This is a genomic window from Sinorhizobium sp. M4_45, from assembly GCF_002885915.1.
GTDB classification, from domain to species: Bacteria; Pseudomonadota; Alphaproteobacteria; order Rhizobiales; family Rhizobiaceae; genus Sinorhizobium; species Sinorhizobium meliloti_A.
Window position 1 is genome coordinate 192,428 of record NZ_NWVE01000007.1, and the last position, 23,190, is coordinate 215,617.

The window sequence follows — 23,190 nt, forward strand, 5'->3', positions numbered from 1 at the left end:
TCCGCGACCATCCTGACGCCAAGGAATAACGACCGGATGAAATCCGGCGAAAGCCCCTCGCGCTTCACGCCGGCTGCCGCTTTTCACGGTGCCTCCGGCGATTGTTCCGGCCCCTAGACCGAAATAGGACAGCAAACCTGTCCTATTTCATGCGCTCTATGCCAGAAACCGCCCTCCTTCGCAAGGGCCTCGGCCGCAAATAATGCGAGAGATTTTGCCGAACATTGCCGGAAATTACCCGGGTTTGAAATTTAATTACCCGTATCCGGCGCTTTCTTTACTTTGGTTTCAAACTGGTCTCCGGTTGGCACTACAAGGCAGGCACAGTCGAGCGCAGCCGTTTGCTTGCCGACGGGACTCGGCTATGGTCGCGCCGGCGCGCCTCTCCGCACGGCGTGGCTCGATGTAAACAGGGTAAACTTCAGATGATCTTCTCCTCCGACAACTGGGCCGGCGCCCATCCGGCGATCGCCGAAAGTCTGGTCACGAATGCGCAGGGCTATGCTTCCGCCTACGGCACGAGCGAGCTCGATCGGAAAGTGGAACAGCGCTTTTCGGAGATTTTCGAGAGGGAGGTCGCGGTATTCTTCGTGGGCACCGGAACCGCCGCAAACTCCCTTGCACTTTCGAGCGCCAATCGGGCGGGCGGAATCGCTTTCTGCCATCGCGAAGCGCATGTGAACGTCGACGAGTGCGGCGCGCCGGAGTTCTTTTCGCACGGCGCGAGGCTGTGCCCGGTCGGGGGCGCTCGCGGCAAGATGGAGCCGGCGAAGCTCGAGGCCGAAATTCGGCGGTTCCCGAAGGAGAACGTCCATGGCGGTCAGCCGATGGCGGTGACGGTGACGCAGGCGACCGAGAGCGGCACCGTCTATTCGCTCGACCAGATCGAAACGATCGCCTCGATCGCCCGGTCTCATAAAATACCGCTGCACATGGATGGCGCTCGTTTCGCCAATGCCCTGGTCAGCCTTGGGACGACACCGGCCGAGATGACCTGGAAGCGTGGCGTCGATCTGCTCTCCTTCGGCGGAACCAAAAACGGCTGCTGGTGCGCCGAGGCGCTGGTGCTCTTCGACCTTTCGAAGGCGCAGGAGATGCACTTCCTGCGGAAGCGCTCGGCTCAGCTCTTCTCCAAGTCGCGCTTCGTCGCCGCCCAGTTCGACGCCTATTTCGCCGGAGATCTCTGGCTCGATCTCGCGCGCCACGCCAACGCGATGGCGCGGCGCCTCGCCGACGGCATCACCGCTTCGGCCGAGAGCCGGCTCGCCTGGGCGCCCGATGCCAACGAAGTCTTCGTCGTACTGAAGCGGGAGGCCGCCGGCCGGCTGCAGCAGCAGGGCGGCCTTTTCTACGATTGGGAAGTGCCGCACGATCTCGAAGGCAACCTCGCGGAAGACGAAGGGCTCTATCGCCTGGTCACCAGCTTCGCCACCCGCGCCGAGGACGTCGACCGTTTCGTCGCCGCCTGCTGATGCGGATATGGCAGATGTCGAAGCGCGCCGCATGAAATCGCTTGAATGCGGCGCGCATTGCGACCGATGGAGCGGGATGAGGAAAAGTGCGTGCGGTTTTCCGCCCGCATTCCGCGTCTCAACTTCTCGGAAGCGATCACGTTCATGTTTTTGGTCGACCCGATCTGAAAACATCGTGATCTAGTGCTTGCATCCGGCTTCCGGTTGGGCTTACACGGCAAGCACCATGCGCCGCTATCTCCCCGACACCTTTACCATCCTCCTGATGCTGACAGTCGCTCTCGCAGCGGTTTTGCCCATCGACGGAGCCGCCGCGGCCTGGTTCGCCATCGCAACGAAGCTTGGCGTCGGCCTGATCTTCTTTCTCCACGGCGCACGGCTTTCGCGCGAGGTCGTCATTGCCGGTTTCCTGCATTGGCGGCTGCACCTGGCGATTCTCTTTTCGACTTTCGCCCTTTTCCCGCTCATCGGCCTCCTGGTCGGTTTCGTCCCGTCATGGATCCTGCCGCCGTCGCTCTATACCGGCATCCTTTTCCTCTGCGTTCTGCCTTCGACGGTACAGTCGTCGATCGCGTTCACGTCGATGGCCGGCGGCAATGTTCCGGCAGCCGTCTGCGCGGCGTCGGCATCCAACATCTTGGGCGTGTTCCTGACGCCGCTTCTCGTCGGCGTCATCTTCTCGGCCGGCGGACATGGTGGCGTATCGCTCGACGCGATCGAACAGATCCTCCTGCAGCTGCTTGCGCCCTTCGTCGCAGGCCAGATCCTGCAGCCCTGGATCGGCGGCTGGATTCGCGCCCGCAAGAAACTGCTCGCACCGGTCGACCGCGGTTCGATCCTGATGGTCGTCTATCTGGCTTTCAGCCAGGCCGTCACCGCCGGCCTCTGGCAGTCCTTCACCCTGACGGACCTCACGGTTTTGACGCTAATCGAGATTGCTCTCCTCGCGCTTATTCTGGCGGCCACCACATTCGGCAGCCGGCTTCTCGGCTTCGACCGCGCGGACGAAATCGCCATCACCTTCTGCGGATCGAAGAAGAGCCTGGCGAGCGGCATTCCGATGGCAAGCGCGATCTTCGCCGGGCAGAACATCGGCATGATCGTCCTGCCGGTCATGCTGTTCCATCAGATCCAGTTGATGGCCTGTGCGGTCCTTGCCCAGCGCTATGCCGCCAAGGCGGCAGAGCTCGAAGGAAACGCCGTCCCGGCGACGCCCACCTGAGGAGCATAAACGAAACGGCGTGTCGTCTTATCAAGCGTCGGTATCGTGGGATGACAGGAAACGAGAGACCGTTTCCAGGCACAAGTCCTTCTCCTCCACATGCGGCATGTGGCTGGAATGCTCGAACAGCACCCATTCGCAGCCCTTCACGCGATCCACATACGGCTTGACGACGAGCGGCGTAGCCTCGTCGTATTTTCCGGAAATCAAAAGGGTCGGCGCTTCGATCCGCATCAGCCGGTCCTCGATCGTCCAGTCCTTCATCGTGCCTATTACGTGGAACTCGGTCGGGCCGTTCATGTTGCGATAGACCGTATTGTCCTCGTCCATGATCGCAAAGGTGCGCGCGACTTCGGCAGGCCACGGGGTGACGCGGCAGACATGGCGGTCGTAGAAGACGCGCGAGGCGGCGATGTATTCCGGATCGGTAATCGTCCCGGCCTGCTCATGCATGAGCAGCGTATCCTGAACCGCCTTCGGCAGTTCCCCGCGCAGGCGATTGGCTTCCGCCACCCAGGTATGCATGTTGGCCGGCGAATTGGCGATGACGAGCGCCTTCAGACCCGTGGGCTTTAGAACCGCGTGTTCCGCACCAAGCATGCCGCCCCAGGACTGTCCGAGAAAGGCATAGCGATCCTGGATGCCCAGATGTTTCAGCAGCGCGTCGAGTTCCCCGAGGAACAGGTCAGGTGTCCAGAAATCCGGGCCCTTGTCCGGAAGGCGCGTGGAGTTGCCGTTGCCGAGCTGGTCGTAGTGAATGACCGCGCGTCCGTCGATCTCGCTGATCCCCTTGAAGGAATCGACGTAGTCGTGGGTGCAGCCCGGTCCGCCGTGGGCGACGACCAGCGGCAGCTTGCCGCTGTCGAGCGAACCGGTGATGCGATACCAGGTCTGGTACTCGCGAAAGGGCAGGAAGGCTTCCTTCGACGCGACGGCGGCCACATGCATCTCCATCTCTGACGGACAACGGAGGGAACATAACGTGGGGTTTCAAGCCGTGGCAGCTATCACAAGTTATAGGATGGGCGCTCTTCGAGCAGCCGGTAGTGCGTGGCGCGGACAACCGCCTGGGTACGGTTCTTAGCGCCGAGTTTCTTGGCCGCGGCGTTGAGATGCATGACCACGGTCGGCACAGAACGGTGGATGATGCGCGAAATTTCCTTGGCCGAGTGACCCTCGGCGGAATGGCGGAGGCATTCGCGCTCCCGCTCCGTCAGCCTCGCGGTGCCGGCGTTGAAGGCCTGCGCGTCGAACAGCGAATAGGCCGCCTCGTGAAACACATGGGCGAGCAGGTTGAAATCGGCGATGTACCGCAGCGCATGCCGCTCGAATGCCCGGTTGCCGCCGAAACGCACACCCGTGACCGTCGCATAGTCGCCGCGCGGCATGTGGACCGGAACGGTGACGCCGGTCGACATGTCCCGTTCGCTCAGATAGCGGGCGACGGGCGCCGTATCATCGCTCATGAAGCGTCTGATCAGCGTGTCCGCATCGGGATCATAGTTCCAAAAGAACGGAGTTGACGTGCGCAGCGCCACCTGCTGCACGGGATCGATGCGGAAATAGCCGCGATCGAACCAGTAGTCGTGCATATCCTCCGAGATGTTGCGAAGTTTCAGCAGCGACGGGACCATGATGGTGCCGTCGAGATCGCGGGGCACCGGCGTATAATCGTAGATCAGCGCCTCGAAGCCGATCGCCTTCATCGCCTCGAACACCTGGTCTATACGGCCATCCAGCGTGTCGTGCGCGGTGAACTGGTTCCTGATCGTCCCGAGTTCGTCAAACATCCTTGTCTCCGGTCCCGGTCATCCCCAACCTATCACTTCTTATAGCTGGGCGCCTGCTGGCCTTTCGGATAAAATTTAGCCGTGCTCAAATATTGAGCAAGCAGTTTCTTTGCCGGGGCGGTCAATGTGGCGTGATATCGAGCCGGAGGCGCGACACGAAATCGAAGTCGATGGCTACAAGGTGGTGGCCTACAGCTTCGGTTCGGGCCCGGAGACCTTGTTGTGCCTGAATGGCGGGCCGGGACTACCCTGTGACTATCTGCGCGAGGCCCATTCGTGCCTCATCGACAACGGCTATCGCGTCGTCGCCTTCGATCAGCTCGGCACCGGCGCCTCCGACCGCCCGACCGATCCTTCGCTCTGGACGATCGGCCGATATGTCGAGGAAACCGAAACGGTTCGCAAGGCGCTGGGGCTCGGCAAGGTGCACATGCTCGGCCATTCCTGGGGCGGCTGGCTGGCGATCGACTACGCGCTGACATACCCGGAAAACCTGCAGACGCTGATCCTGGAGGATACGGTCGCCGACATGCCGCACCTCGTCACCGAGCTTGAGCGGCTGCGCGCCGCCCTCGGCCCGGAGACCGTCGCCATGATGCAGAAGCACGAGGCGCAGGGCACATACGATCATCCCGAATATTTGGCTGCCATCACCATCCTGAACTATCGCCATGTCTGCCGCCTGCCGGAATGGCCCGCACCGGTACGCCGGTCCCTGGACGACTGGAACATGGGTCCCTACGGCACGATGCAGGGCCCGAACGAGTTTCTCTATATCGGCAATCTCAAGGACTGGAACCGCATTCCAGACCTCCCCGGCATCAAGGTGCCGACGCTGATCACCACGGGAGAACACGACGAGCTCACGCCGGCCTGCGCGTTGAAGATGAAGCTCGCCCTCCCCGAGGCCGAACTCAGGGTTTTTGCCAACGCAAGCCACATGCCGTTCTACGAGAACCCGGCGGACTATTATCCTGCGCTGATCGATTTCCTGTCGCGGCACAGGCCGAACTGATGCAAAACATGGCGAGAGACATCCGAACGAGACGGAGGCGCGCGCATCGCCATGCATCGCTATAGGTTCGTGCTCACTCGACCTTTGCAGTTCCTGCCGGTCATCTTCGGGATCAGCATCATAACCTTCATTCTGGTGCGGCTCATCCCCGGCGATCCGGCGCGCAATCTGCTCGGAGCCCGCGCCACCCCTTCGGCCATCGCCAAGATCCGCGCCCAGTACGGCCTCGACGAGCCGATGTGGCAGCAATATTTCTACTTTCTGAAGAATCTCGCCGATGGCGAGATGGGCAAGTCGATCCTCTACAAGATCGATGTCCTGAAGCTTATCGCCACCCGTATCGAGCCGACCGTCGCGCTCGTGCTGTCGAGCGTCGTTCTGGCGGTTCTCATCGCCGTGCCCATGGCGGCGCTTGCAGCGCGTAACTCCGGCAGGGCGCCGGACCATATCGTCCGGATTGTTTCCACATTCGGCATCGGCTTTCCGCCGTTCTGGCTCGGCCTGATGCTGATGATCCTCTTCAGCGTCAAGCTGGATCTGCTGCCGGTGTCCGGCTACGGGGCGACCTTCGGCGACAAGCTCGCCCATCTGATCCTGCCGAGCCTGACGGTCGCTCTTTCCCTGTCGACGGTGCTGGTTCGCAGCCTGCGCGCGGCAATGATCGAGTCCCTGAAGTCAGACGTGGCGACAGCCGCCCGCGCGCGCGGCATGCCTGAGCGCATCGTCTTCTGGCGGCATGTCGTTCCGAATTCGCTGGTGCCGACCATCAACCTTCTGGCGGTCAACATCGGCTGGCTGATCGGCGGCACGGTCGTGGTCGAAAGCGTCTTTGCCCTGCCGGGCATGGGACAATTGCTGGTACGCGCCATCTTCTCGCGCGATTACATGGTCGTGCAGGGTGTCGCCATGGTGTTTGCCTGCGCCACTGTGCTCGTCAATTTCGTCGCCGACATCGTCACCGTCGCCGTCGATCCGCGGGTGAAACTATGAGCGCCGGTACGGTGCCCTCGTCGCCGGCCGGCTGGCGGTTACTCTTCGGCCGGCGGCTGGCCCTCGTCATTGGCGCGGGAATCCTGTTGTTTTTCCTCCTGCTGGCGATCGGCGCACCCGTCCTCGCCCCCTATGACCCGATCCTGCAGAACGGCGCAGCCCGCTTGCAGCCGCCGTCGCTTCTGCATCCGTTCGGAACCGACAACTTCGGCCGCGACCTCCTTTCACGCGTCATCTGGGGCACACGCATCGACCTGCAGATCGCCTTGATCGGCGTCGCCTTCCCCTTCGTCATAGGAACGATCGTCGGCACCGTCACCGGCTTCTTCGGCGGCATTGTCGACGCGCTGTTCATGCGCCTCGTCGACATTATCCTCGCCTTTCCATTCCTCGTATTGATGCTGTCGATAATCGCCATTCTGGGTCCGGGCCTCGGCAGCTTCTATATCGCCATGGCGCTTGTCGGATGGGTTTCCTATGCCCGATTGATCCGGGCACAGATTCTCGTTCTGAAGAACAGCGACTATGCGGTGGCCGCCGTCAGCCTTGGTTTCGGCCGCTTCCGCATCATGTTCCGGCACTTGCTGCCCAATGCCATTGCCGGCTCGATCGTCTTTGCCATGTCGGATGCCGTCCTGGTGCTGCTGAGCGGGGCGGCCGTCAGCTATCTCGGTCTCGGCGTCCAGCCGCCGGTCGCCGAATGGGGCATTATGGTCGCGGAGGGCCAGAGCTTCATCACCACGGCCTGGTGGATCACGCTGTTTCCCGGCCTTTCCATCGTCTGCCTTGCCTTCGGCTTCAGCATGCTGGGCGACGCGCTCGGAGAATTGCTGGGAGTGCACGAATGAGCGTCTCGGTCCTGTCTGTCCGCGACCTGACCGTGAAGGCGCATCTCCAGGGAGAGACGCGCACGCTGCTGGATAGCGTTTCGCTCGACCTGGCCAAGGGCGAGATCCTCGGCCTCGTCGGCGAAAGCGGATCGGGCAAGAGCCTGCTCTGCCGCGCGCTGATTCGCCTCCTGCCATCATCCTTGCTGAAGATCGAAGGCGGTGCGGTTCTCCTCGGAGAGCGCGACCTCACTGCCGTCACCGACGCCGAGATGCTGGAGGTACGCGGCGCCGAGATCGGCATGATCTTCCAGAACCCGACCAGCCACCTCGACCCGGTCATGCGCATCGGCGACCAGATCGCCGAGGGCATCCGCTACCATCAGGGCCTGAGCGGCCGCGATGCGCGGGCGGCAGCGGTCGAGATACTGGGGCAGGTCGGCTTCCCTGACCCCGCCCGCCAGTACGACAGCTACCCGCACGAGCTTTCCGGCGGCATGCGTCAGCGGGCCATGATCGGTGTGGCCCTGTCCTGCAATCCGCAAATCCTCATAGCCGACGAACCGACCACCGCGCTCGACGTCACGATCCAGGCGCAGATCCTGAAACTCCTGATGGACATCCGCGACAGACGCGGCCTGTCGATCATTCTCATCACCCATGATCTCGGCATCGTGGCGCAGACCTGCGACCGCATTGCCGTGATGCGCGGCGGAAAGCTGCTGGAACAGGGTCCTAAACGGACGATCCTGTCCGCACCGCAGGACCCGTACACGGTTCGCCTCATCCGCAGCCATCCATCCATGCCTGATGCGGTGCCCTCCGCCATCAGTCTCCCAACGCCCTTGCATGGAACGACAAGGCCGCTTCTGGAGATCGATGGCTTGCATGTGCGCTTCCCGTCGGGCGGCAGCCTTTTCAGGGGTAAGAACGCCAGGACCGTCAGCGCCGTTTCGGGGATCAACCTGCAGATCATGCCCGGCGAAACGGTCGGTATCGTCGGCGAATCCGGCAGCGGCAAGAGTACGCTTGCCCGCGCCATGCTTGGCCTGACGCCGATTTCCGCCGGTCGCGTCAGCTTCGACGGTATCGATCTTTCTCAGCAGAGGGGTGCGGGTCTCGCCAGGCTGCGACACGAGTCTGCCATGGTCTTTCAGGATCCGTTCAATGCACTGAACCCGCGCCTGACCATCGGCCAGACTCTTGCTGAAGTTCTGAGAGTGCAGAAAAAGATCGGCGGAGCCGACATTCCGGCACGCATCGGCGAGCTGCTGGACCTTGTCGGCCTCGAGCGCGAATTCGCCCACCGCAAGCCGCGCAGCATGAGCGGCGGCCAGTGCCAGAGGGCGGGCATCGCCCGTGCGCTTGCCGTCGATCCGAAGCTGATCATCGCCGACGAATGCGTCGCAGCACTCGATGTCACGATCCAGGCGCAGATCGTCGACCTCTTCCGCAAGCTCGCCCGCGACCTTAACCTCACGCTGATCTTCATCGCCCACGACCTCGCGATCGTGCGCAATCTGTGCGAACGCACCGTGGTGATGCATCGCGGAGAGATCGTCGAGGAGGGCCGCTCCGCAGACGTCTTCTCCCGGCCGAAACATCCCTACACCGCCGCATTGATCGCCGCGATCCCCGACATCGATCCCGACAGGTCATTGCTCGGCCATACCGATGCCGCGCCAGTGGAACCGATCCTGTCCGTCAAACGCCTGCCACAATAACGAAGGGAACAAACAATGATCAAAAGGTGGAACAATATCGGCCGGGCCGCTTTCGCAGCCGCCCTTATGCTCAGTGCCGGTTATGCGGAGGCCGCCGGCATCCTCTCCATCGGCCGCCGCGAAGATTCGACGACTTTCGATCCGATCAAGTCGGCCCAGAACGTCGACAACTGGGTGTTCTCCAACGTCTTCGACGTGCTTGTCCGGGTGGACAAGACCGGCACCAAGCTGGAGCCCGGCCTCGCCGAAAGCTGGACCCTTTCCGACGACGGCCTGACCTACACGTTCAAGATCCGCGACGCGAAGTTCTCGGACGGCTCGCCGATAACGGCCGAGGATGCCGCCTTCAGCTTGCTGCGCATACGCGACCACGAAGGCTCTCTGTGGAGCGACAGCTACAAGATCGTCGAAACCGCCGAGGCGGCCGATCCGAAGACACTGGTCGTCAAGCTGAAGACGCCCTCCGCCCCCTTCCTGTCGACGCTTGCCCTTCCGAACGTCTCGGTGCTTTCCAAGAAGGCCGTCGAGGCTGGCGAGGACGCCTTCGCCGAACTGCCAACGGCATCGTCCGGCGCGTTCACCGTCAAGGAGTGGCGGCGCGGCGACCGGGTCATCCTCGAAAAGAATCCGAACTTCTGGCAGGCGGATCGTGTGAAACTAGACGGCGTCGAATGGATTTCCGTTCCGGACGACAACACGCGCATGCTGAACGTCCAGGCCGGCCAGCTCGACACGGCGATCTTCGTTCCTTTCTCGCGCGTCGAGGAATTGAAGAAGGACCCGAACCTCACGGTCCACATCGATACCTCGACCCGCGAAGACCATCTGCTCATCAACCATGAGCACGGCATGCTTGCCAAAAAGGAAGTGCGCCAGGCCCTGGATATGGCGATCGACAAGAAGGCGATCGTCGACACGGTCACGTTCGGCATCGGCACGGTCGCAAATTCCTACATCCCAAAGGGCTCGCTCTATCACTACGACGCCAACTACCAGTATCCTTACGATCCGGAGAAGGCCAAGGCGATGCTGGCCGAGGCGGGGGCATCGGACCTGACGCTGAACTATGTCGTAAACGCGGGCAACGAGGTCGACGAGCAGATCGCCGTGTTGCTGCAGCAGCAGTTTGCAAAGGCGGGCGTCACGGTCAATCTGCAGAAGGTCGACGCGAGCCAGAGCTGGGACATGCTCGTCGCCGGGGACTACGATATCTCGGTGATGTACTGGACGAACGACGTCCTCGATCCGGACCAGAAGACCACCTTCGTGCTCGGCCATGACACCAATATGAACTACATGACCCGCTACAACAGCGAGAAAGTGAAGGAGCTTGTCGCAGCGGCACGTCTGGAACTCGATCCGGCGAAGCGCGAGGCCATGTATGTCGAGATCCAGAAGACGGCGAAGGACGACGTCCACTGGATCGACCTTTACTACAGCCCCTACCTCAACGTTTCGCGCAAGAACATCGAGAATTTCTACCAGAACCCGCTCGGCCGATTTTTCCTGGAAGATACGGTGAAGAACTGACGGGTTGCCCGTCACAGGCATCCCCGCAAAACGAAGACGGCGCCCTTTTGGACGCCGTCTTTTCATTAGTGCGCAGCTTCAAAGACTTTAGAGCCTTTCAATGCTTCCATGAAACATGGAAGCGCTCTAGGCGGTCTGCGCCTCGATCTGCTTCGGCTGCGAAGCCGCCGCGGTGATCTCGATGCGGCGCGGCTTGGCCGTTTCCGGGATATTGCGCAGAAGATCGACGTGGAGCAGGCCGTTCTTCAGCGAAGCGGACTTGATCTCGACGTGGTCGGCAAGCTGGAAGCGGCGCTCGAAGGCGCGCTTGGCTATGCCGCGATGGAGAAACTGGGTTTCCTCACCCTTTTCTTCGCTCTTTTCGCCCTTGATCGTCAGCGTGTTTTCACGCGCTTCGACCGAAAGCTCGCTTTCGTCGAAACCGGCAACGGCCATGGTGATGCGATAGGCGTTTTCGCCGGTGCGTTCGATGTTGTAAGGCGGATAAGTCTGCGACTGATCCGGCTGACCAAGGCTATCCAGCATGGTGAACAGACGGTCGAAGCCGACAGTCGAGCGGTAGAGGGGAGAAAAATCAAAGTGACGCATGATGTCGTCCTCCATAAGAGCAACGGTTGCGATGTCTGGCCTGCCACCCCGTTCCGGCTGTGGCTCGACCGGTGAGCGGACCCTTCTTCGGCGCCCGCGGAGAAGACATGGGAATGCCCGCGCGCGAGTTCAAGAGGGATGCCGCCGCGCTTCCTGAACAATGGATGAACGACGGGTTCGGCCGCCGTTCAGCCGCCGTGGAGTAGAAAGGAGACACTGGGTCTTCCCAGGGCTGAAGTGACATGTCCCTTCTCCCTTCAGCGGCCGGAAACGGTGATCGTCCGGATTTCATCCACCGTTTCCGGCTTTTTTCTTTGACGGGTGGCGGGCCGCCGCCTATCCCTATCTGCATGTTCCTTCTGGCCCGCTCCCCATGACCACGCTCCTTCATTCGATGCCGGAAAATCCGATGCCGGGCGATCCCGTGGTGGGCTTTTTCGACGGAGCCGGCAACCGTAAGATCCGCTACGCGGTGTTCAGGTCGAAGGCCCCGGTCATTCGCGGCACCATCGTCCTGCTGCAGGGTCGCAACGAGTCGATCGAGAAATATTTCGAAACGATCGGCGATCTCGTGGCCGCCGGTTTCTGGGTCGCGACCTTCGACTGGCGCGGACAGGGCGGTTCCGAGCGGCTGTCGCCGCACTGGACCCACGGCCATGTCGAGGATTTCACCGATTACGAGCGCGACCTGACTATTTTCCTCGACGAGATCGTCCTGCCCGACACCCGCCTGCCCTTCTCGATCGTCGCCCATTCCATGGGAGCGCTCGTCGCCCTGTCGCTCGCTCCCATGCTCGCAAGCCGGATCGACCGGATGGTGCTGCTTGCCCCCTTCGTCGGCCTGGGCGGTCAGGCGATCGGCGAAGGGGGTATCGGGGCGATCGCGACGGCCATGCGCTGGATCGGCCTCGGGAGGCTGCCGCTGAGCGCCGACAAAGGCAACCGTACCCCTTTCAAGGGCAATGTGCTGACCGCGGACGAGCGGCGCTACGCTCGCAACCTGGCGCTCATCGATGCGCGTCCGCAATTGCGGGTCGGACCGCCGACGGCCCGCTGGCTGAGCGAAGCTTTCAAAACGATCCGGCGCGTCCTCAAGCACGAACATCTGACGAGGATCACCATACCCGCCGTCATACTCGCCCCGACGGCCGATAAGCTCGTGCCGTATCTACCGGTCGAGCGGCTGGCCAGCAATTTCCGTGCGGGGCATCTGATCCCTATCGACGGCGCGCGGCACGAGCTCCTGCAGGAGGCCGACCGCTATCGCGCCCAGGCGCTGGCCGCGATCCTGGCCTTCCTGCCGGGCGCCGACGCCGAGGATCCCGCGTCCCTGCCGCGGCAGTTGGAAGAGGCTTAACCCCGGCCCTTGAGGGTCTCAAGCGCCTGCGCATGCAATTCGCGGCTGCCGGCAGCTATGATTTCGCCGCCCATTTCCGCCGGCCCGCCCTTCCAGTCGGTGATGATTCCGCCCGCCTGCTCGATCAGCGGAATGAGCCCGCCGACGTCGTAGGGCTTCAGGCCGCATTCGACGACGAGATCGACATGGCCGGCTGCGAGCAGCGCGAAGGCATAGCAGTCGCAGCCGTAGCGGAAGAGCCGCACCTTCTCCTGCAATGCCTCGAAGCGTTCCTTAAGCTCGCCCGTGTAGAGGTGCGGGGATGTCGTGAACAGGACGGCATCCGAAAGCGCACGGCAGGGCCGTGTGGCGAGCACCCTCTCTCCGTCAGGTCCCCGATAGAGCGCCTTCTCGCCGTCGGCGAAAAATCGCTCGCCGGTGAAGGGCTGGTCCATCAGCCCCATGACGGCCTTGCCGTTCCGGTAGAGGCCGATCAGCGTGCCCCACACCGGCAGGCCGGAGATGAATGCACGGGTCCCGTCGATCGGGTCGATGACCCAGACGAGCTCGCGGTCGAGGCCGATATTGCCGTGCTCTTCGCCGAGAATGCCGTGTTCCGGAAAGCTGCTCTCGATCAAAGCGCGGATCGAGGCCTCCGCCGATCTGTCGGCTTCCGTCACCGGGTCGAAGCCGCCTTCGAGCTTGTTGAGAACACTCGTGCCGACCCGGAAGCGCGGCATGGTTTCGGCCTTGGCGGCGTCGGCGAGACGGTCGAAGAAGGTACGGTCGGGCAGCATGTCGCTCTCTGCGAGGAAGGAGGTTCGATCTGAATAGACGAAATTCAGCGAAAGGCAACGGACCGACGTCGGCTGCCGCTTCCGTGAGGCGCGCCGGAAGAGGGCGCTCCGTACCGATACGAAAGTCTGCGTCTTCGAATCTTGACAATTGTGCAGCGCAGCATTACAGTTTCTCTGCAGTCACTCGTGGCTGCAAATACCCTCCTTGGGTGTTTCCTCCCTAGACTTGACCGCGCCGCTGGCGCGGTTCTTTTTGAGCAGCGTTGCGCCGCCGGGCACGCAAAAGCCCTTTCGCGTTGCTATTCCGCGGCCAGCGGCAGATAGGCGGCGAAATCCTCGACGTGCCGCGCGAGCGCCGCGATAAAGGTTGCGAGGTCGGCCTCGAGTGCCGCAAATCCCGGCTTTTTGATCAGGGTTGCCTCGTCGACATAGAGGCCGCGGTTGATTTCGATCTGCAGCGCATGCAGTCCACGCGTCGGTCGGCCGTAATGTTCCGTGATGAAGCCGCCGGCATAGGGCTTGTTGCGCGCGACCGCGTAGCCGAGCTGCTCCAGAAGCTCCACCGCCACCCGGGACAGTTCCGCCGCCGCACTCGTTCCGTAGCGATCGCCGATAATGAAGTCCGGGCGATGGCCGCTTCCCGGCAGATGCACGTTGCCCGGCATCGAGTGGCAGTCGATGAGGATCGACATCCCGAACTCGACATGGGTGCGGGCGATCAGCTTTCTGAGCGTCGCATGATAGGGCTTGTAGATCGTCTCGATGCGCTCGAGCGCCTGCTCGACCGGAAAACGGCCACGATATATTTCCATATTCTCGGCGACGAGGCGCGGCACGGTGCCAAGGCCGCCGGCAACACGCATCGAACTGATATTGGCGTGCGGCGGCAAGGCGCCATCGAACATGCGCGGGTCGAGTTCGTAGGGTTCACGGTTTACGTCGAGGAAGGCGCGCGGGAAATGCGCCCGAAGCAAGGGCGCCCCCAGAAACGTGGCGCTGCGGAACAGTTCATCGACGAAATGGTCTTCGGAGCGGCGGATGGAATGCGGATCAAGGCGCGACTGGTCGAGAAAGAACTGGGGATAATGCCGGCCGCTATGCGGCGAGTTGAAAACGAAGGGTATCCTCTGGCTTGCGGGTTCCAGAACCTCGAAAAACTCCCACTTAACCGCTTCCCCCATCGGAACCCTTTTTACCATGTCCGGTTCTTGCTATTCAGATCATGTTGCCAGTTGGTTGCCTCTGTGTCCATAGTGGCCGCCCGCTGGTTCAAGGGACTTGATCGCGCCCGTTCACCAGATATTTACCATGTTGCGGTTTGCTGAGCTGCCGCAATTCACCAGCATCCAGAAGAAGTAGCCACGGCCAGATATGACTGCGAAAATCCTCCTTGCCGAAGACGACAACGACATGCGCCGGTTTCTAGTGAAGGCGCTGGAAAAGGCTGGCTACAAGGTCCTTTCCTATGACAACGGCGCCAGCGCCTACGACCGGCTTCGCGAAGAACCCTTTTCGCTTCTCCTCACCGATATCGTCATGCCGGAGATGGATGGCATCGAGCTCGCGCGCCGCGCGACCGAGCTCGACCCCGACCTGAAAGTGATGTTCATCACGGGCTTCGCCGCCGTTGCGCTGAACCCGGATTCCAAGGCGCCGAAGGATGCCAAGGTCCTTTCCAAGCCCTTCCACCTGCGCGACCTCGTCAACGAGGTCAACAAGATGCTGGCGGCCTGAGCAGCGCTCTTATGTGCGCCGAGCTTCCCGGCGCACCCTTCAGCCTGAGACGCGCTCCGCGCGAGCATTGCCTCTAAGCCGCCCTCGATCACCAGCATCGAGGGCGGCTTTGTATTTCAATGCGTTAGCGCGCTCGCCGGAACTGCAGGAGGTCCGAAAGGAGTGCCGGTCCCCCTGAAATCATGCCGCGCGGACCTTGCGCATTTTCTGTCAAAAAACCTTCGAAGAGCCTATTGACGCGGGCGCCGGTTTTGTGGTCTATGCGCCGCATCGGATGGGCGTGTAGCTCAGCGGGAGAGCACTACGTTGACATCGTAGGGGTCACAAGTTCGATCCTTGTCACGCCCACCATCCCAGTTTCAAAAGGGCTTACGGGAGACCGCAAGCCCTTTTTCATTCCCCCAGCCTCGCTGATCGGAGCAGAGCATTTTCCGCCCGTAACCGAAGCCCGGACCGGAACCTCTAAACGGCGGCGACTCTGCCGGCTTGTCGAAAGCGCGCGCGGGTTTTCGAATCGTTGTCACATGGTCTTCATGTTCGCTTGTTAAGAGATACCCACCTCGCCATTGACCACGGATGTACTGGCATCGGCTGAAGGTGTTGAGGAAGGTCGGGTTCAGCCCGGCCTTTTTTCTTGCGCGGAGCCGAGCCGGTGCGAGCACGCGCCGCCGGAAATAATCTGGCGCGGACGATGACGCGCGCGCAATTTTGCGCTACTACCCCCCTGCAACGGCGCTCTGCGATCGCCACATCCGCCTAATGACATTCGTCCGTGAAGGAACACGTTCATGCCTGCCTATCGCTCCCGCACCACCACCCACGGCCGCAACATGGCCGGCGCCCGCGGCCTCTGGCGCGCGACGGGCATGAAGGACAGCGACTTCGGCAAGCCTATCATCGCGGTGGTGAACTCGTTCACGCAGTTCGTGCCGGGCCATGTGCATCTGAAGGACCTCGGCCAGCTCGTCGCGCGCGAGATCGAGGCGGCCGGCGGCGTCGCCAAGGAATTCAATACGATCGCGGTCGACGACGGCATCGCCATGGGCCATGACGGCATGCTCTACTCGCTGCCCTCGCGTGAGATCATCGCCGACAGCGTCGAATATATGGTGAACGCCCATTGCGCCGACGCCATGGTCTGCATCTCCAATTGCGACAAGATCACCCCCGGCATGCTGATGGCGGCATTGCGCCTCAACATTCCGGCCGTCTTCGTCTCCGGCGGGCCGATGGAGGCCGGCAAGGTGGTGCTGCACGGCAAGACGCATGCGCTCGACCTCGTCGACGCGATGGTCGCTGCCGCCGACGACAAGATTTCCGACGAGGACGTCAAGATCATCGAGCGCTCCGCCTGCCCGACCTGCGGCTCCTGCTCCGGCATGTTCACGGCCAATTCGATGAACTGTCTGACCGAGGCGCTTGGCCTGTCGCTGCCCGGCAACGGCTCGACGCTCGCGACCCATGCCGACCGCAAGCGCCTGTTCGTCGAGGCCGGCCACCTCGTCGTCGATCTGGCGCGCCGCTATTACGAGCAGGAGGATGAGCGGGTGCTGCCCCGCAACATCGCCACCAAGCAGGCCTTCGAGAACGCCATGGCGCTCGACATCGCCATGGGCGGCTCGACCAATACGGTGCTCCACATCCTTGCCGCCGCCTATGAGGGCGAGATCGACTTCACCATGGACGATATCGACCGGCTGTCGCGCAAGGTCCCGTGCCTGTCGAAGGTCGCTCCGGCGAAAGCCGACGTGCACATGGAAGACGTACACCGGGCCGGCGGCATCATGTCGATCCTCGGCGAGCTGGACAAGGGCGGCCTTATCAACCGCGACTGCCCGACTGTCCACGCCGAGACGCTCGGCGCCGCCATCGACCGCTGGGACATCACCCGCACGTCGAGCGACACTGTCCGAAACTTCTTCCGCGCCGCTCCCGGAGGCATTCCGACGCAGGTCGCCTTCAGCCAGGAGGCACGCTGGGACGAGCTCGATACCGACCGCGAAAACGGCGTCATCCGGTCGGTCGAACATCCCTTTTCGAAGGATGGTGGCCTCGCGGTACTCAAGGGCAACATCGCGCTCGACGGCTGCATCGTGAAAACCGCGGGCGTGGACGAGAGCATCCTGAAATTCTCCGGCCCGGCGCGCGTCTTCGAGAGCCAGGACGCCGCCGTGAAGGGCATCCTCTCCAACGAGATCAAAGCCGGCGACGTCGTCGTCATCCGCTACGAGGGGCCGAAGGGCGGACCGGGGATGCAGGAAATGCTCTACCCCACGAGCTACCTGAAGTCGAAGGGTCTCGGCAAAGCCTGTGCGCTGATCACCGATGGACGCTTCTCCGGCGGCACCTCCGGTCTTTCGATCGGCCACGTCTCGCCCGAAGCGGCGAACGGCGGAACGATCGGGCTGGTGCGCGAGGGCGACATGATCGATATCGACATTCCGAACCGGACCATCAGTCTGCGGGTGGACGAGGCCGAGCTTGCCGCTCGCCGCGCCGAACAGGACGCCAAGGGCTGGAAGCCGGTCGAGCAACGCAAGCGCCGGGTGACGACCGCGCTCAAGGCCTACGCGGCCTTTGCGACATCAGCCGACCGCGGCGCCGTGAGAGATCTGGGCGACCGTTAAGCTAACGGCATTGCAGCTGTCGAACAGGCTCCCGCCGCGGCGGGAGCCTTTTCGTTTCGGAGCTGTCAATTCACATGTGCCGGGTCTCGGCCGGTGCATTCCACCAGTTGTTGTGGAGCCCGTCCATATATTGGATCGGCAGGGCCGCAAACTCGGCGGGATCGACCCCGTCGAGGCATGCGACATTGATGGAGACGAAGGCGCCGCCGATCTCTTCGACATAGCCGTGGCCATAGGGCGTCACGCCGCACGCCGTGCAGAACCGATGATGGCCGCTCATCGTGCCGAACTGATAATCGCCGATGCCTGCCTCCTCGCACATCAGCCGGAAATCCTCCGGCTTAACGCTTGCGCCCCAATAACGCAGTTTCGAGCAGTACGAGCAATTGCAGCGGCTGGTTCCCGCTTCGAGATCGATGTCGACCTCGAAGCGGATCCGTCCACAGTGGCAGCTGCCCTGATAGGTCTTTTGCATCTCGTTTCTCCCCGTTTGAACTTAAATCTTCCAGATTCCTTGATGTTCAATGATCGCAGGCTTGCCAAGCATCGAGCATAGTGACAACATGTTGTCATCTAAGCGAAACGACAATAAGTTGTCAATATGAATCCAAGTTCTCGTACACCGCCCGGCGACGCCTTCGCAGAGTTCGCCATCTCGGTTCTTCGCCTCGCCGGACATCTGACCTCCGAAGGAGATAGGCTCGCGCAACCATCCGGCCAGAGCAGCGCCCGCTGGCAGGTTCTGGCCGCGGCTGGACATGCTGCCATGTCGGTTGCCGATACCGCGCGCGCGCTCGGGCTCGCCCGGCAGGGGGTACAGCGCATTGCCGACGTTCTGAAAGCCGAGGGTTTGATCGAGTACCGGGACAATCCCGCCCATCAGCGCGCGAAGCTGATTGTGCTCACTCCGCCGGGCGAAACGGTCCTCGCAGAGATCACCGCACGCCAGGCCGTCTGGGCGAATGAGCTTGGCAGCGAAGTCGGAGAGGAAAAGCTGCGGCGGGCGACTGTGCTCGTCGGAGAAATCATCGCGCTCTTCCGCGAGCGCGGTGCGGCGGCCCCGCCGTAAGCGCCTGCAAAACGGTTGTTGCAAACAAAAGACGGCAGCCGCGGTATCGCCGGCTATCGCTACGCTACCCTCGCGCTCCTCATACCCGTGCCTCCACGGGAATCCAGCCAGCCCAAGTCCTTGGGCTGGAAAGAACCCCCACGCCGCGAAGGCAGCGCTGCTGGTGCTTGTGACAAGCACAGAAATCAGAAATCAGGAAAACACGAACTCACAATGATTTAGGTCGGGCCGACCTGAAATCATGATCGGTTCCAAGAAGGCGCGGGATGCGGGCGGAAAACCGCACGCAATTTTCCTCGTCCCGCTACAAGCGCAAGCAACCGTCCGTCAGCCGCCGCGCTCGATTTCCGCGAAGATCTTCTCCGCGGCCGCCTTCGATTTTCCGGGATATTTGATGCCCTTGACCGCTTCGAGGTTCGCCGGCTCTCCGACCACGATGGCGCCGATCATGCCCATGCCCAGATGCGGCGTGCATTGATACATGTAGACACCGGGCTCGCTCAGCGTCACGCTGACCTCTTCGTTGATCTTGCCCTTCCAGCTCTCTACCCCTTCCGGCGCACCGCCCTTCATCAGAGCTGAATTGTGCCCCTTGTTCGTCGCCACGAAGGTGATGGTGTCTCCGGGCTGGGCACGCACGACTGCGGGCTCGAATGCCATTATCCGGCCGTCGGCGGCCTTGTTCAGCATTTCGATGCGAAATTCCGCGGCCTGTACCTGACCTGCGTACGCCGCCCCCAACATTGCCAAAAGCATCATTCTTGTCTTCAACGCACTCTCCTCTGCTTGACGAGCAACGCTCGCATGACGCCGATCACTCGGCCTTTCCGGCAACCGTCGAGACATAAAGCGCGACGGCCTCGATTTCTTCGTCCGTGAGGATTTCGTTGGCCGGCATCGGGCCTATGCCGTTGATGACGGCCGTGCTCACCCTCTCCGCGTCCGGTGCGAGTTCGTCGAGGTTGGGTCCGACTTCCCCGACGGCCTCCGCATCCGCCAGCGTATGACAGAGCGCACATTGGGGTTCCGACCGTTCGAGGAATATCTCTTTACCGAGCGCAAGCTTGTCTTCTTCGGCGGATGCCGTGATCGTCGACAGGCCGATGGTTACGCAGGTGAGCACGGCCGCGATCCGGCGGCTTGAAGCATAGGTCATGTTCTGATCCGAAACTGATGGGAAAAGATCGTGAAACAGGGTTCCGCGGCATGCGCAGCGGAACCCTTCGTTTCATCAGGAGACAGTGAGCTTGACGCCCGGCGCACGCCAGCCGTTATGGCTGTAGCCGGCTCCATTCATTTCGCTTTCCTCGGGCTGTACGTTGCCCTCGGTGTCCGTCGCACGGCTGACGAGCGTGTAGGTCCCGGGCGCCAGGTCGGCCGAGAGGACGAAGACGCGCCAGGCGAAACGTCCAAGGTCGGGTCCGACGAACTCGGCTTCCTGCCACGTCTGGCCGCCGTCCACAGAGACTTCCACGCTCTTGCAGGCATTCATTCCGCCGAAGGCGACGCCGGCAATCTGAACCGGGCCCGCTTTTGCGGCCTCCTGCGCGGTGGTGATCCAGGACTTCACCGGCTGCTCCCAGACCGACGGCTGGTCGGGAGAGCCTTTCTCTCCGAGTGCGTGCACCCGATAGCTGGACTTCTGGATCTTCGCGTCCGTCTCGGCCTCGGTCAGGGCGACAGCCTTGACATATTTGATGTTGTTGACGCCGGAATAGCCGGGGACGACCATGCGCAGCGGGCCCCCATGGGCGAGGGAAAGAGGCCTCCCGTTCATTTCCCATGCCAGGATCACATTATCGAGGTTCGAGATCGGGACGGAGCGCTCGACCACCAGAAGCTTGGGGTCGAGCCCTGCCGGAAAGCTCCTCACCGCCCGTCCCCGTGATGAAGCGGGCGCCTTCCGCCGGGCCGCCGAGGGCCTCGACAACGGCCTTCAGAGGGACGCCGCTCCAGATGACGCAGCCCGCAGCACCCACCGTCCAGGGCGTGCCGCTCATTTTCTGACCTTCCGTCAGTTGATCCTTGAAATATTTGCGCCCATTGCCTGAACATTGCAGAACAGTCGCCGCCGTCACCAGGCCCAGCGTCTTCAGTTCGGCGACCGTGAGCGTCCGCGGCTCCTTTACGCCTGATATCTCCACCTTCCATCCGTCGCGATCGGCAAGAATCGATTCCGGAGGCGTGTTGACGTTGTTGCGGATGTAGAGCTTCTCCTCGGGCGTGATGACGCTGGTGCCGAACTCGCTCCGCTTGGTCTCCAGTGTCTTGTCGCTATGGACGATCAGCGCATCGGCGTCCTTCCAGGCAAGATAGTCGGGCAGAGGCGTCGTCTCCTTGGCCTCTGCAAGCCCAGCGGTTCCGGCAGCAACGACAGCTCCGGCGCTCCCGGTCAGAAAACTCCGCCGCTTCATGGTCAGCATCTCAGTCAAGTCGCGTCTCCCTTTTCCCGGATGGCAGCATGCCGATCCGATCGTCCCCGAAATGACTGGAAGAGACGAACGACGCACCGGAAAATTCCCTCCGGCTGATCATTTTTCTGAACTGGCAGCGTCGCGCGTCCGATCGGGCGCAGCGTCAGCCGATGCACGGCGCACGCGTCGCGCCGAGGCTTGCGATTATTTTCTGCTTTCCCCGGCCATCCCCTTCGCTCGCCAGTTTCAGAGCGCCGGCGAGAAGGGCGAAACGGGCTTCGTCCATTCCCCGGGCGACAAGCAGGAAGCTTGCGGCGTCACCCGACCAGGAGGCATGAAGCAGGCCGTTATCGATCGACATGTCGAAACCGTGCTCCGCGTCCGGGCGACCGATCCGGAAGAGGCTCAGCCGACAACCGGAGCTGCCGACATAGCCCGTATGCGATGCGGCCTCCCCATTCACGGAAGTTTCGCGCGTAAAGGCCGGCGTCAGTCCGGCCGCGAACATTTCCGGCACGAAAACATCGGGCGGTGAGGAGGCCGGGAGCATGGGCGGCGTGAAAGAGCCTCCGATCCAGGCCGCATGCTCCAGCGCGGCATCGCGAACCGCCGCGTCCCCGGGCAGCCCCGCCGGCACCCACACCGGTGCCCTTGCCAGGCCGAACCAGGCCACCGCAAAGACCAGCAGACTGGCACACGCACCCGCGGCAAACGACAGCATCCATCTGCTGGCCGGCCGCGGACGCGGCACCGTCACCACCACGATCTCGGGAGCCATTCCCGCAACTGCCGCCTTCATCTCGGACAGATTGGCCGCGCGCCGCGCCACGGCTTCATCGGATGCAATCAGACGTGCGACCCGCGACGCCTCCTCCGGCTCGAGTTCGCCGTCGATATAGGCGCTCAAAATATCGGGATCCAGGTCGTTTTCTCTCATTTCCGGCCTTCTCGATGCGGCGCGAGTGCGACGACATTGGCATCGCCGAGGTGTGACGCCAGCGCCCGCCTTGCGCGGCTGACCCGGCTCATGACGGTACCCTTGGGCACGGCGATCATCGTTGCCACCTCCTCGTAGCTGAAACCGGATATGTCTACCAACGCGAGGATTTCGCGATGCTCGGTGCTGAGGCGGGTAAACGCCTGGCGGACCGAAAATGCATCGACCAGCACGGTTTCAGGGGCGACCGGCGCGGGCACAAGGTCCGTGACGAACTCCTGTTCCAGGTCGGAGCGCCGGCGGCGCAAGCGCGACTGGTCGATCCAGATGTTCCGAAGGATGGCGAAGAGCCATGCGCGAAATGCCGGCTCCGTTTCGGGCACGCTTCGCGCATCCAAGGCGCGGGCGATGCACTCCTGGAAGATATCCTGTGCTCCGTCGCGATCGCGCGAAAGCGCGACGGCATAAGCGAAAAGCCGCGCATAATGCGGTTCCAGTCTCCGTTCAACGCGCGAGCGCATGATACCCGATCAGGGCTGCTCGCGCTCCCGCCTCGATGCTTCCGGTTCGTCCCATTTTTCCTCCGCGGCGTAGAGACGAGCGAGTTGCCCCGCTTATTCCATGATGCGCTCCCTCCGCTCGCGATTTCTCGGCGCGCTTGCCGGCCCCATCAGGTCAGTGCGAGAAGATCTGCCCGCAGACGTTGCGCGCCGCCCTCCCCCAGACCTTCGTCGAGCGCTTCATGGGTTGCCTTCCAGATCGGCAGGGCTTCGGCGAGCAGCCGGCCGCCCTCCGCCGTCAGCCGCACGCGTTTCAGACGCCTGTCGCCAGGGTCGGCGAACGCCTCTACAAGGCCTCGTCGCTCCAGCGGCTTCAGCGCCGCCGTCAAGGTCGTGCGGTCCATGGCGAGCACGGCGGCAACCGCGCTCATGCTCGGCGGGTCCGGCCGGTTGAGCGACATCATCAGCGAGAACTGACCATTGGTAATCTCGAGCGGCCTCAGCGCCTCGTCGAAACGGCGGGCGAGCGCCCGAGCGGCGCGCTGGACATGCAGGCACAGGCAGGTGTCCCTGACGAAGAGCGTGGTGGAAAAAGGTATCGGCAGCGGCTTTGACATA

Annotated in this window: 22 protein-coding genes, 1 tRNA gene and 1 pseudogene; 12 read left to right on the plus strand and 12 right to left on the minus strand. The window is 62.5% G+C overall.

Going from position 1 to position 23,190, the window contains the following annotated elements; translation table 11 throughout:
• Positions 1–425 precede the first annotated feature (425 nt).
• Positions 426–1,472: a threonine aldolase family protein gene (locus CN933_RS20010; RefSeq protein WP_018096766.1), complete on the plus strand. Its 1,047-nt coding sequence runs from the start codon at positions 426–428 to the stop codon at positions 1,470–1,472.
• A 226-nt stretch (positions 1,473–1,698) separates the two neighbouring features.
• Positions 1,699–2,694, plus strand: coding sequence for a bile acid:sodium symporter family protein (locus tag CN933_RS20020; protein ID WP_026168790.1), 996 nt, complete (start codon positions 1,699–1,701; stop codon positions 2,692–2,694).
• Positions 2,695–2,724: 30 nt separating this feature from the next.
• Here the strand turns inward: CN933_RS20020 and CN933_RS20025 are convergent, their stop codons facing one another.
• Positions 2,725–3,648 (minus strand): proline iminopeptidase-family hydrolase, encoded by a 924-nt coding sequence (locus CN933_RS20025; RefSeq protein ID WP_018096763.1) that lies wholly within the window; start codon positions 3,646–3,648, stop codon positions 2,725–2,727.
• A gap of 53 nt (positions 3,649–3,701) precedes the next feature.
• Positions 3,702–4,484, minus strand: coding sequence for a helix-turn-helix transcriptional regulator (locus CN933_RS20030; RefSeq protein WP_018096762.1), 783 nt, complete (start codon positions 4,482–4,484; stop codon positions 3,702–3,704).
• A gap of 124 nt (positions 4,485–4,608) precedes the next feature.
• Here CN933_RS20030 and CN933_RS20035 point away from each other — a divergent pair, with 124 nt between their 5' ends.
• The 5 genes from CN933_RS20035 to CN933_RS20055 are packed head-to-tail and all read left to right on the plus strand — an operon-like array spanning position 4,609 to position 10,570.
• Positions 4,609–5,499 carry a proline iminopeptidase-family hydrolase gene (locus CN933_RS20035; protein WP_018096761.1) on the plus strand — a complete coding sequence of 297 codons (891 nt, stop codon included), beginning with the start codon at positions 4,609–4,611 and terminating at the stop codon, positions 5,497–5,499.
• A gap of 51 nt (positions 5,500–5,550) precedes the next feature.
• Positions 5,551–6,489 carry an ABC transporter permease gene (locus tag CN933_RS20040; protein WP_018096760.1) on the plus strand — a complete coding sequence of 313 codons (939 nt, stop codon included), beginning with the start codon at positions 5,551–5,553 and terminating at the stop codon, positions 6,487–6,489.
• Entirely contained in the window at positions 6,486–7,337 is an 852-nt protein-coding gene (locus tag CN933_RS20045; protein ID WP_018096759.1) for an ABC transporter permease, read from the plus strand. Before CN933_RS20040 ends, CN933_RS20045 begins: the two co-directional genes overlap by 4 nt.
• A complete protein-coding gene (locus CN933_RS20050; RefSeq protein WP_018096758.1) occupies positions 7,334–9,040 on the plus strand; it encodes a dipeptide ABC transporter ATP-binding protein in 1,707 nt (568 codons plus the stop codon). Before CN933_RS20045 ends, CN933_RS20050 begins: the two co-directional genes overlap by 4 nt.
• 15 nt (positions 9,041–9,055) lie before the next feature.
• Complete coding sequence (locus CN933_RS20055) at positions 9,056–10,570, plus strand: ABC transporter substrate-binding protein (RefSeq protein ID WP_018096757.1); 1,515 nt, start codon at positions 9,056–9,058, stop codon at positions 10,568–10,570.
• Between the two features lie 126 nt (positions 10,571–10,696).
• Here CN933_RS20055 and CN933_RS20060 read toward each other — a convergent pair whose 3' ends face one another.
• The gene (locus tag CN933_RS20060) at positions 10,697–11,158 is read right to left on the minus strand and encodes an Hsp20 family protein (RefSeq protein WP_003531141.1); all 462 of its coding nucleotides are present in this window, start codon (positions 11,156–11,158) and stop codon (positions 10,697–10,699) included.
• A gap of 373 nt (positions 11,159–11,531) precedes the next feature.
• Between CN933_RS20060 and CN933_RS20065 the strand changes: the two genes are divergently transcribed.
• Positions 11,532–12,515, plus strand: coding sequence for an alpha/beta fold hydrolase (locus CN933_RS20065; RefSeq protein ID WP_102762213.1), 984 nt, complete (start codon positions 11,532–11,534; stop codon positions 12,513–12,515).
• On the opposite strand, the gene hisN is transcribed toward CN933_RS20065, so the two are convergent.
• Together hisN and CN933_RS20075 are read right to left on the minus strand one after the other, a co-directional pair.
• Positions 12,512–13,291 (minus strand): histidinol-phosphatase, encoded by a 780-nt coding sequence (gene hisN / locus CN933_RS20070; protein ID WP_018096753.1) that lies wholly within the window; start codon positions 13,289–13,291, stop codon positions 12,512–12,514. The genes CN933_RS20065 and hisN overlap by 4 nt on opposite strands.
• A 299-nt stretch (positions 13,292–13,590) precedes the next feature.
• The gene (locus tag CN933_RS20075) at positions 13,591–14,472 is read right to left on the minus strand and encodes an N-formylglutamate amidohydrolase (protein WP_020487499.1); all 882 of its coding nucleotides are present in this window, start codon (positions 14,470–14,472) and stop codon (positions 13,591–13,593) included.
• 190 nt (positions 14,473–14,662) lie between these two features.
• On the opposite strand from CN933_RS20075, the gene cpdR1 reads away from it, so the two are divergent.
• The 3 genes from cpdR1 (at position 14,663) to ilvD (ending at position 17,652) form a co-directional block, all read left to right on the plus strand.
• Positions 14,663–15,025 carry a response regulator CpdR1 gene (gene cpdR1 / locus CN933_RS20080; RefSeq protein ID WP_003531148.1) on the plus strand — a complete coding sequence of 121 codons (363 nt, stop codon included), beginning with the start codon at positions 14,663–14,665 and terminating at the stop codon, positions 15,023–15,025.
• A 276-nt stretch (positions 15,026–15,301) separates the two neighbouring features.
• Positions 15,302–15,376 (plus strand) — tRNA-Val (locus tag CN933_RS20085).
• Between the two features lie 437 nt (positions 15,377–15,813).
• The gene (ilvD, locus tag CN933_RS20090; protein ID WP_018096750.1) at positions 15,814–17,652 is read left to right on the plus strand and encodes a dihydroxy-acid dehydratase; all 1,839 of its coding nucleotides are present in this window, start codon (positions 15,814–15,816) and stop codon (positions 17,650–17,652) included.
• A gap of 70 nt (positions 17,653–17,722) precedes the next feature.
• Here ilvD and CN933_RS20095 read toward each other — a convergent pair whose 3' ends face one another.
• Complete coding sequence (locus CN933_RS20095) at positions 17,723–18,127, minus strand: GFA family protein (protein WP_018096749.1); 405 nt, start codon at positions 18,125–18,127, stop codon at positions 17,723–17,725.
• A 126-nt stretch (positions 18,128–18,253) separates the two neighbouring features.
• Between CN933_RS20095 and CN933_RS20100 the strand changes: the two genes are divergently transcribed.
• Entirely contained in the window at positions 18,254–18,721 is a 468-nt protein-coding gene (locus CN933_RS20100) for a MarR family winged helix-turn-helix transcriptional regulator (RefSeq protein ID WP_018096748.1), read from the plus strand.
• A gap of 327 nt (positions 18,722–19,048) precedes the next feature.
• Here CN933_RS20100 and CN933_RS20105 read toward each other — a convergent pair whose 3' ends face one another.
• The 6 genes and pseudogenes from CN933_RS20105 to CN933_RS20130 all read right to left on the minus strand — a co-directional run bounded on the left by CN933_RS20105 (position 19,049) and on the right by CN933_RS20130 (position 23,189).
• Complete coding sequence (locus CN933_RS20105; RefSeq protein ID WP_026168789.1) at positions 19,049–19,492, minus strand: pseudoazurin; 444 nt, start codon at positions 19,490–19,492, stop codon at positions 19,049–19,051.
• Positions 19,493–19,535: 43 nt separating this feature from the next.
• Positions 19,536–19,877 (minus strand): SorU family sulfite dehydrogenase c-type cytochrome subunit, encoded by a 342-nt coding sequence (sorU, locus tag CN933_RS20110; RefSeq protein ID WP_018096746.1) that lies wholly within the window; start codon positions 19,875–19,877, stop codon positions 19,536–19,538.
• Between the two features lie 75 nt (positions 19,878–19,952).
• Positions 19,953–21,153 (minus strand): annotated as a pseudogene (gene sorT / locus CN933_RS32400) (SorT family sulfite dehydrogenase catalytic subunit).
• A 145-nt stretch (positions 21,154–21,298) separates the two neighbouring features.
• The gene (locus CN933_RS20120) at positions 21,299–22,072 is read right to left on the minus strand and encodes an anti-sigma factor family protein (protein ID WP_018096744.1); all 774 of its coding nucleotides are present in this window, start codon (positions 22,070–22,072) and stop codon (positions 21,299–21,301) included.
• Entirely contained in the window at positions 22,069–22,593 is a 525-nt protein-coding gene (locus CN933_RS20125; protein ID WP_018096743.1) for an RNA polymerase sigma factor, read from the minus strand. Before CN933_RS20125 ends, CN933_RS20120 begins: the two co-directional genes overlap by 4 nt.
• Before the next feature lie 149 nt (positions 22,594–22,742).
• Positions 22,743–23,189 carry a MarR family winged helix-turn-helix transcriptional regulator gene (locus CN933_RS20130; RefSeq protein WP_018096742.1) on the minus strand — a complete coding sequence of 149 codons (447 nt, stop codon included), beginning with the start codon at positions 23,187–23,189 and terminating at the stop codon, positions 22,743–22,745.
• Position 23,190 lies beyond the last annotated feature (1 nt).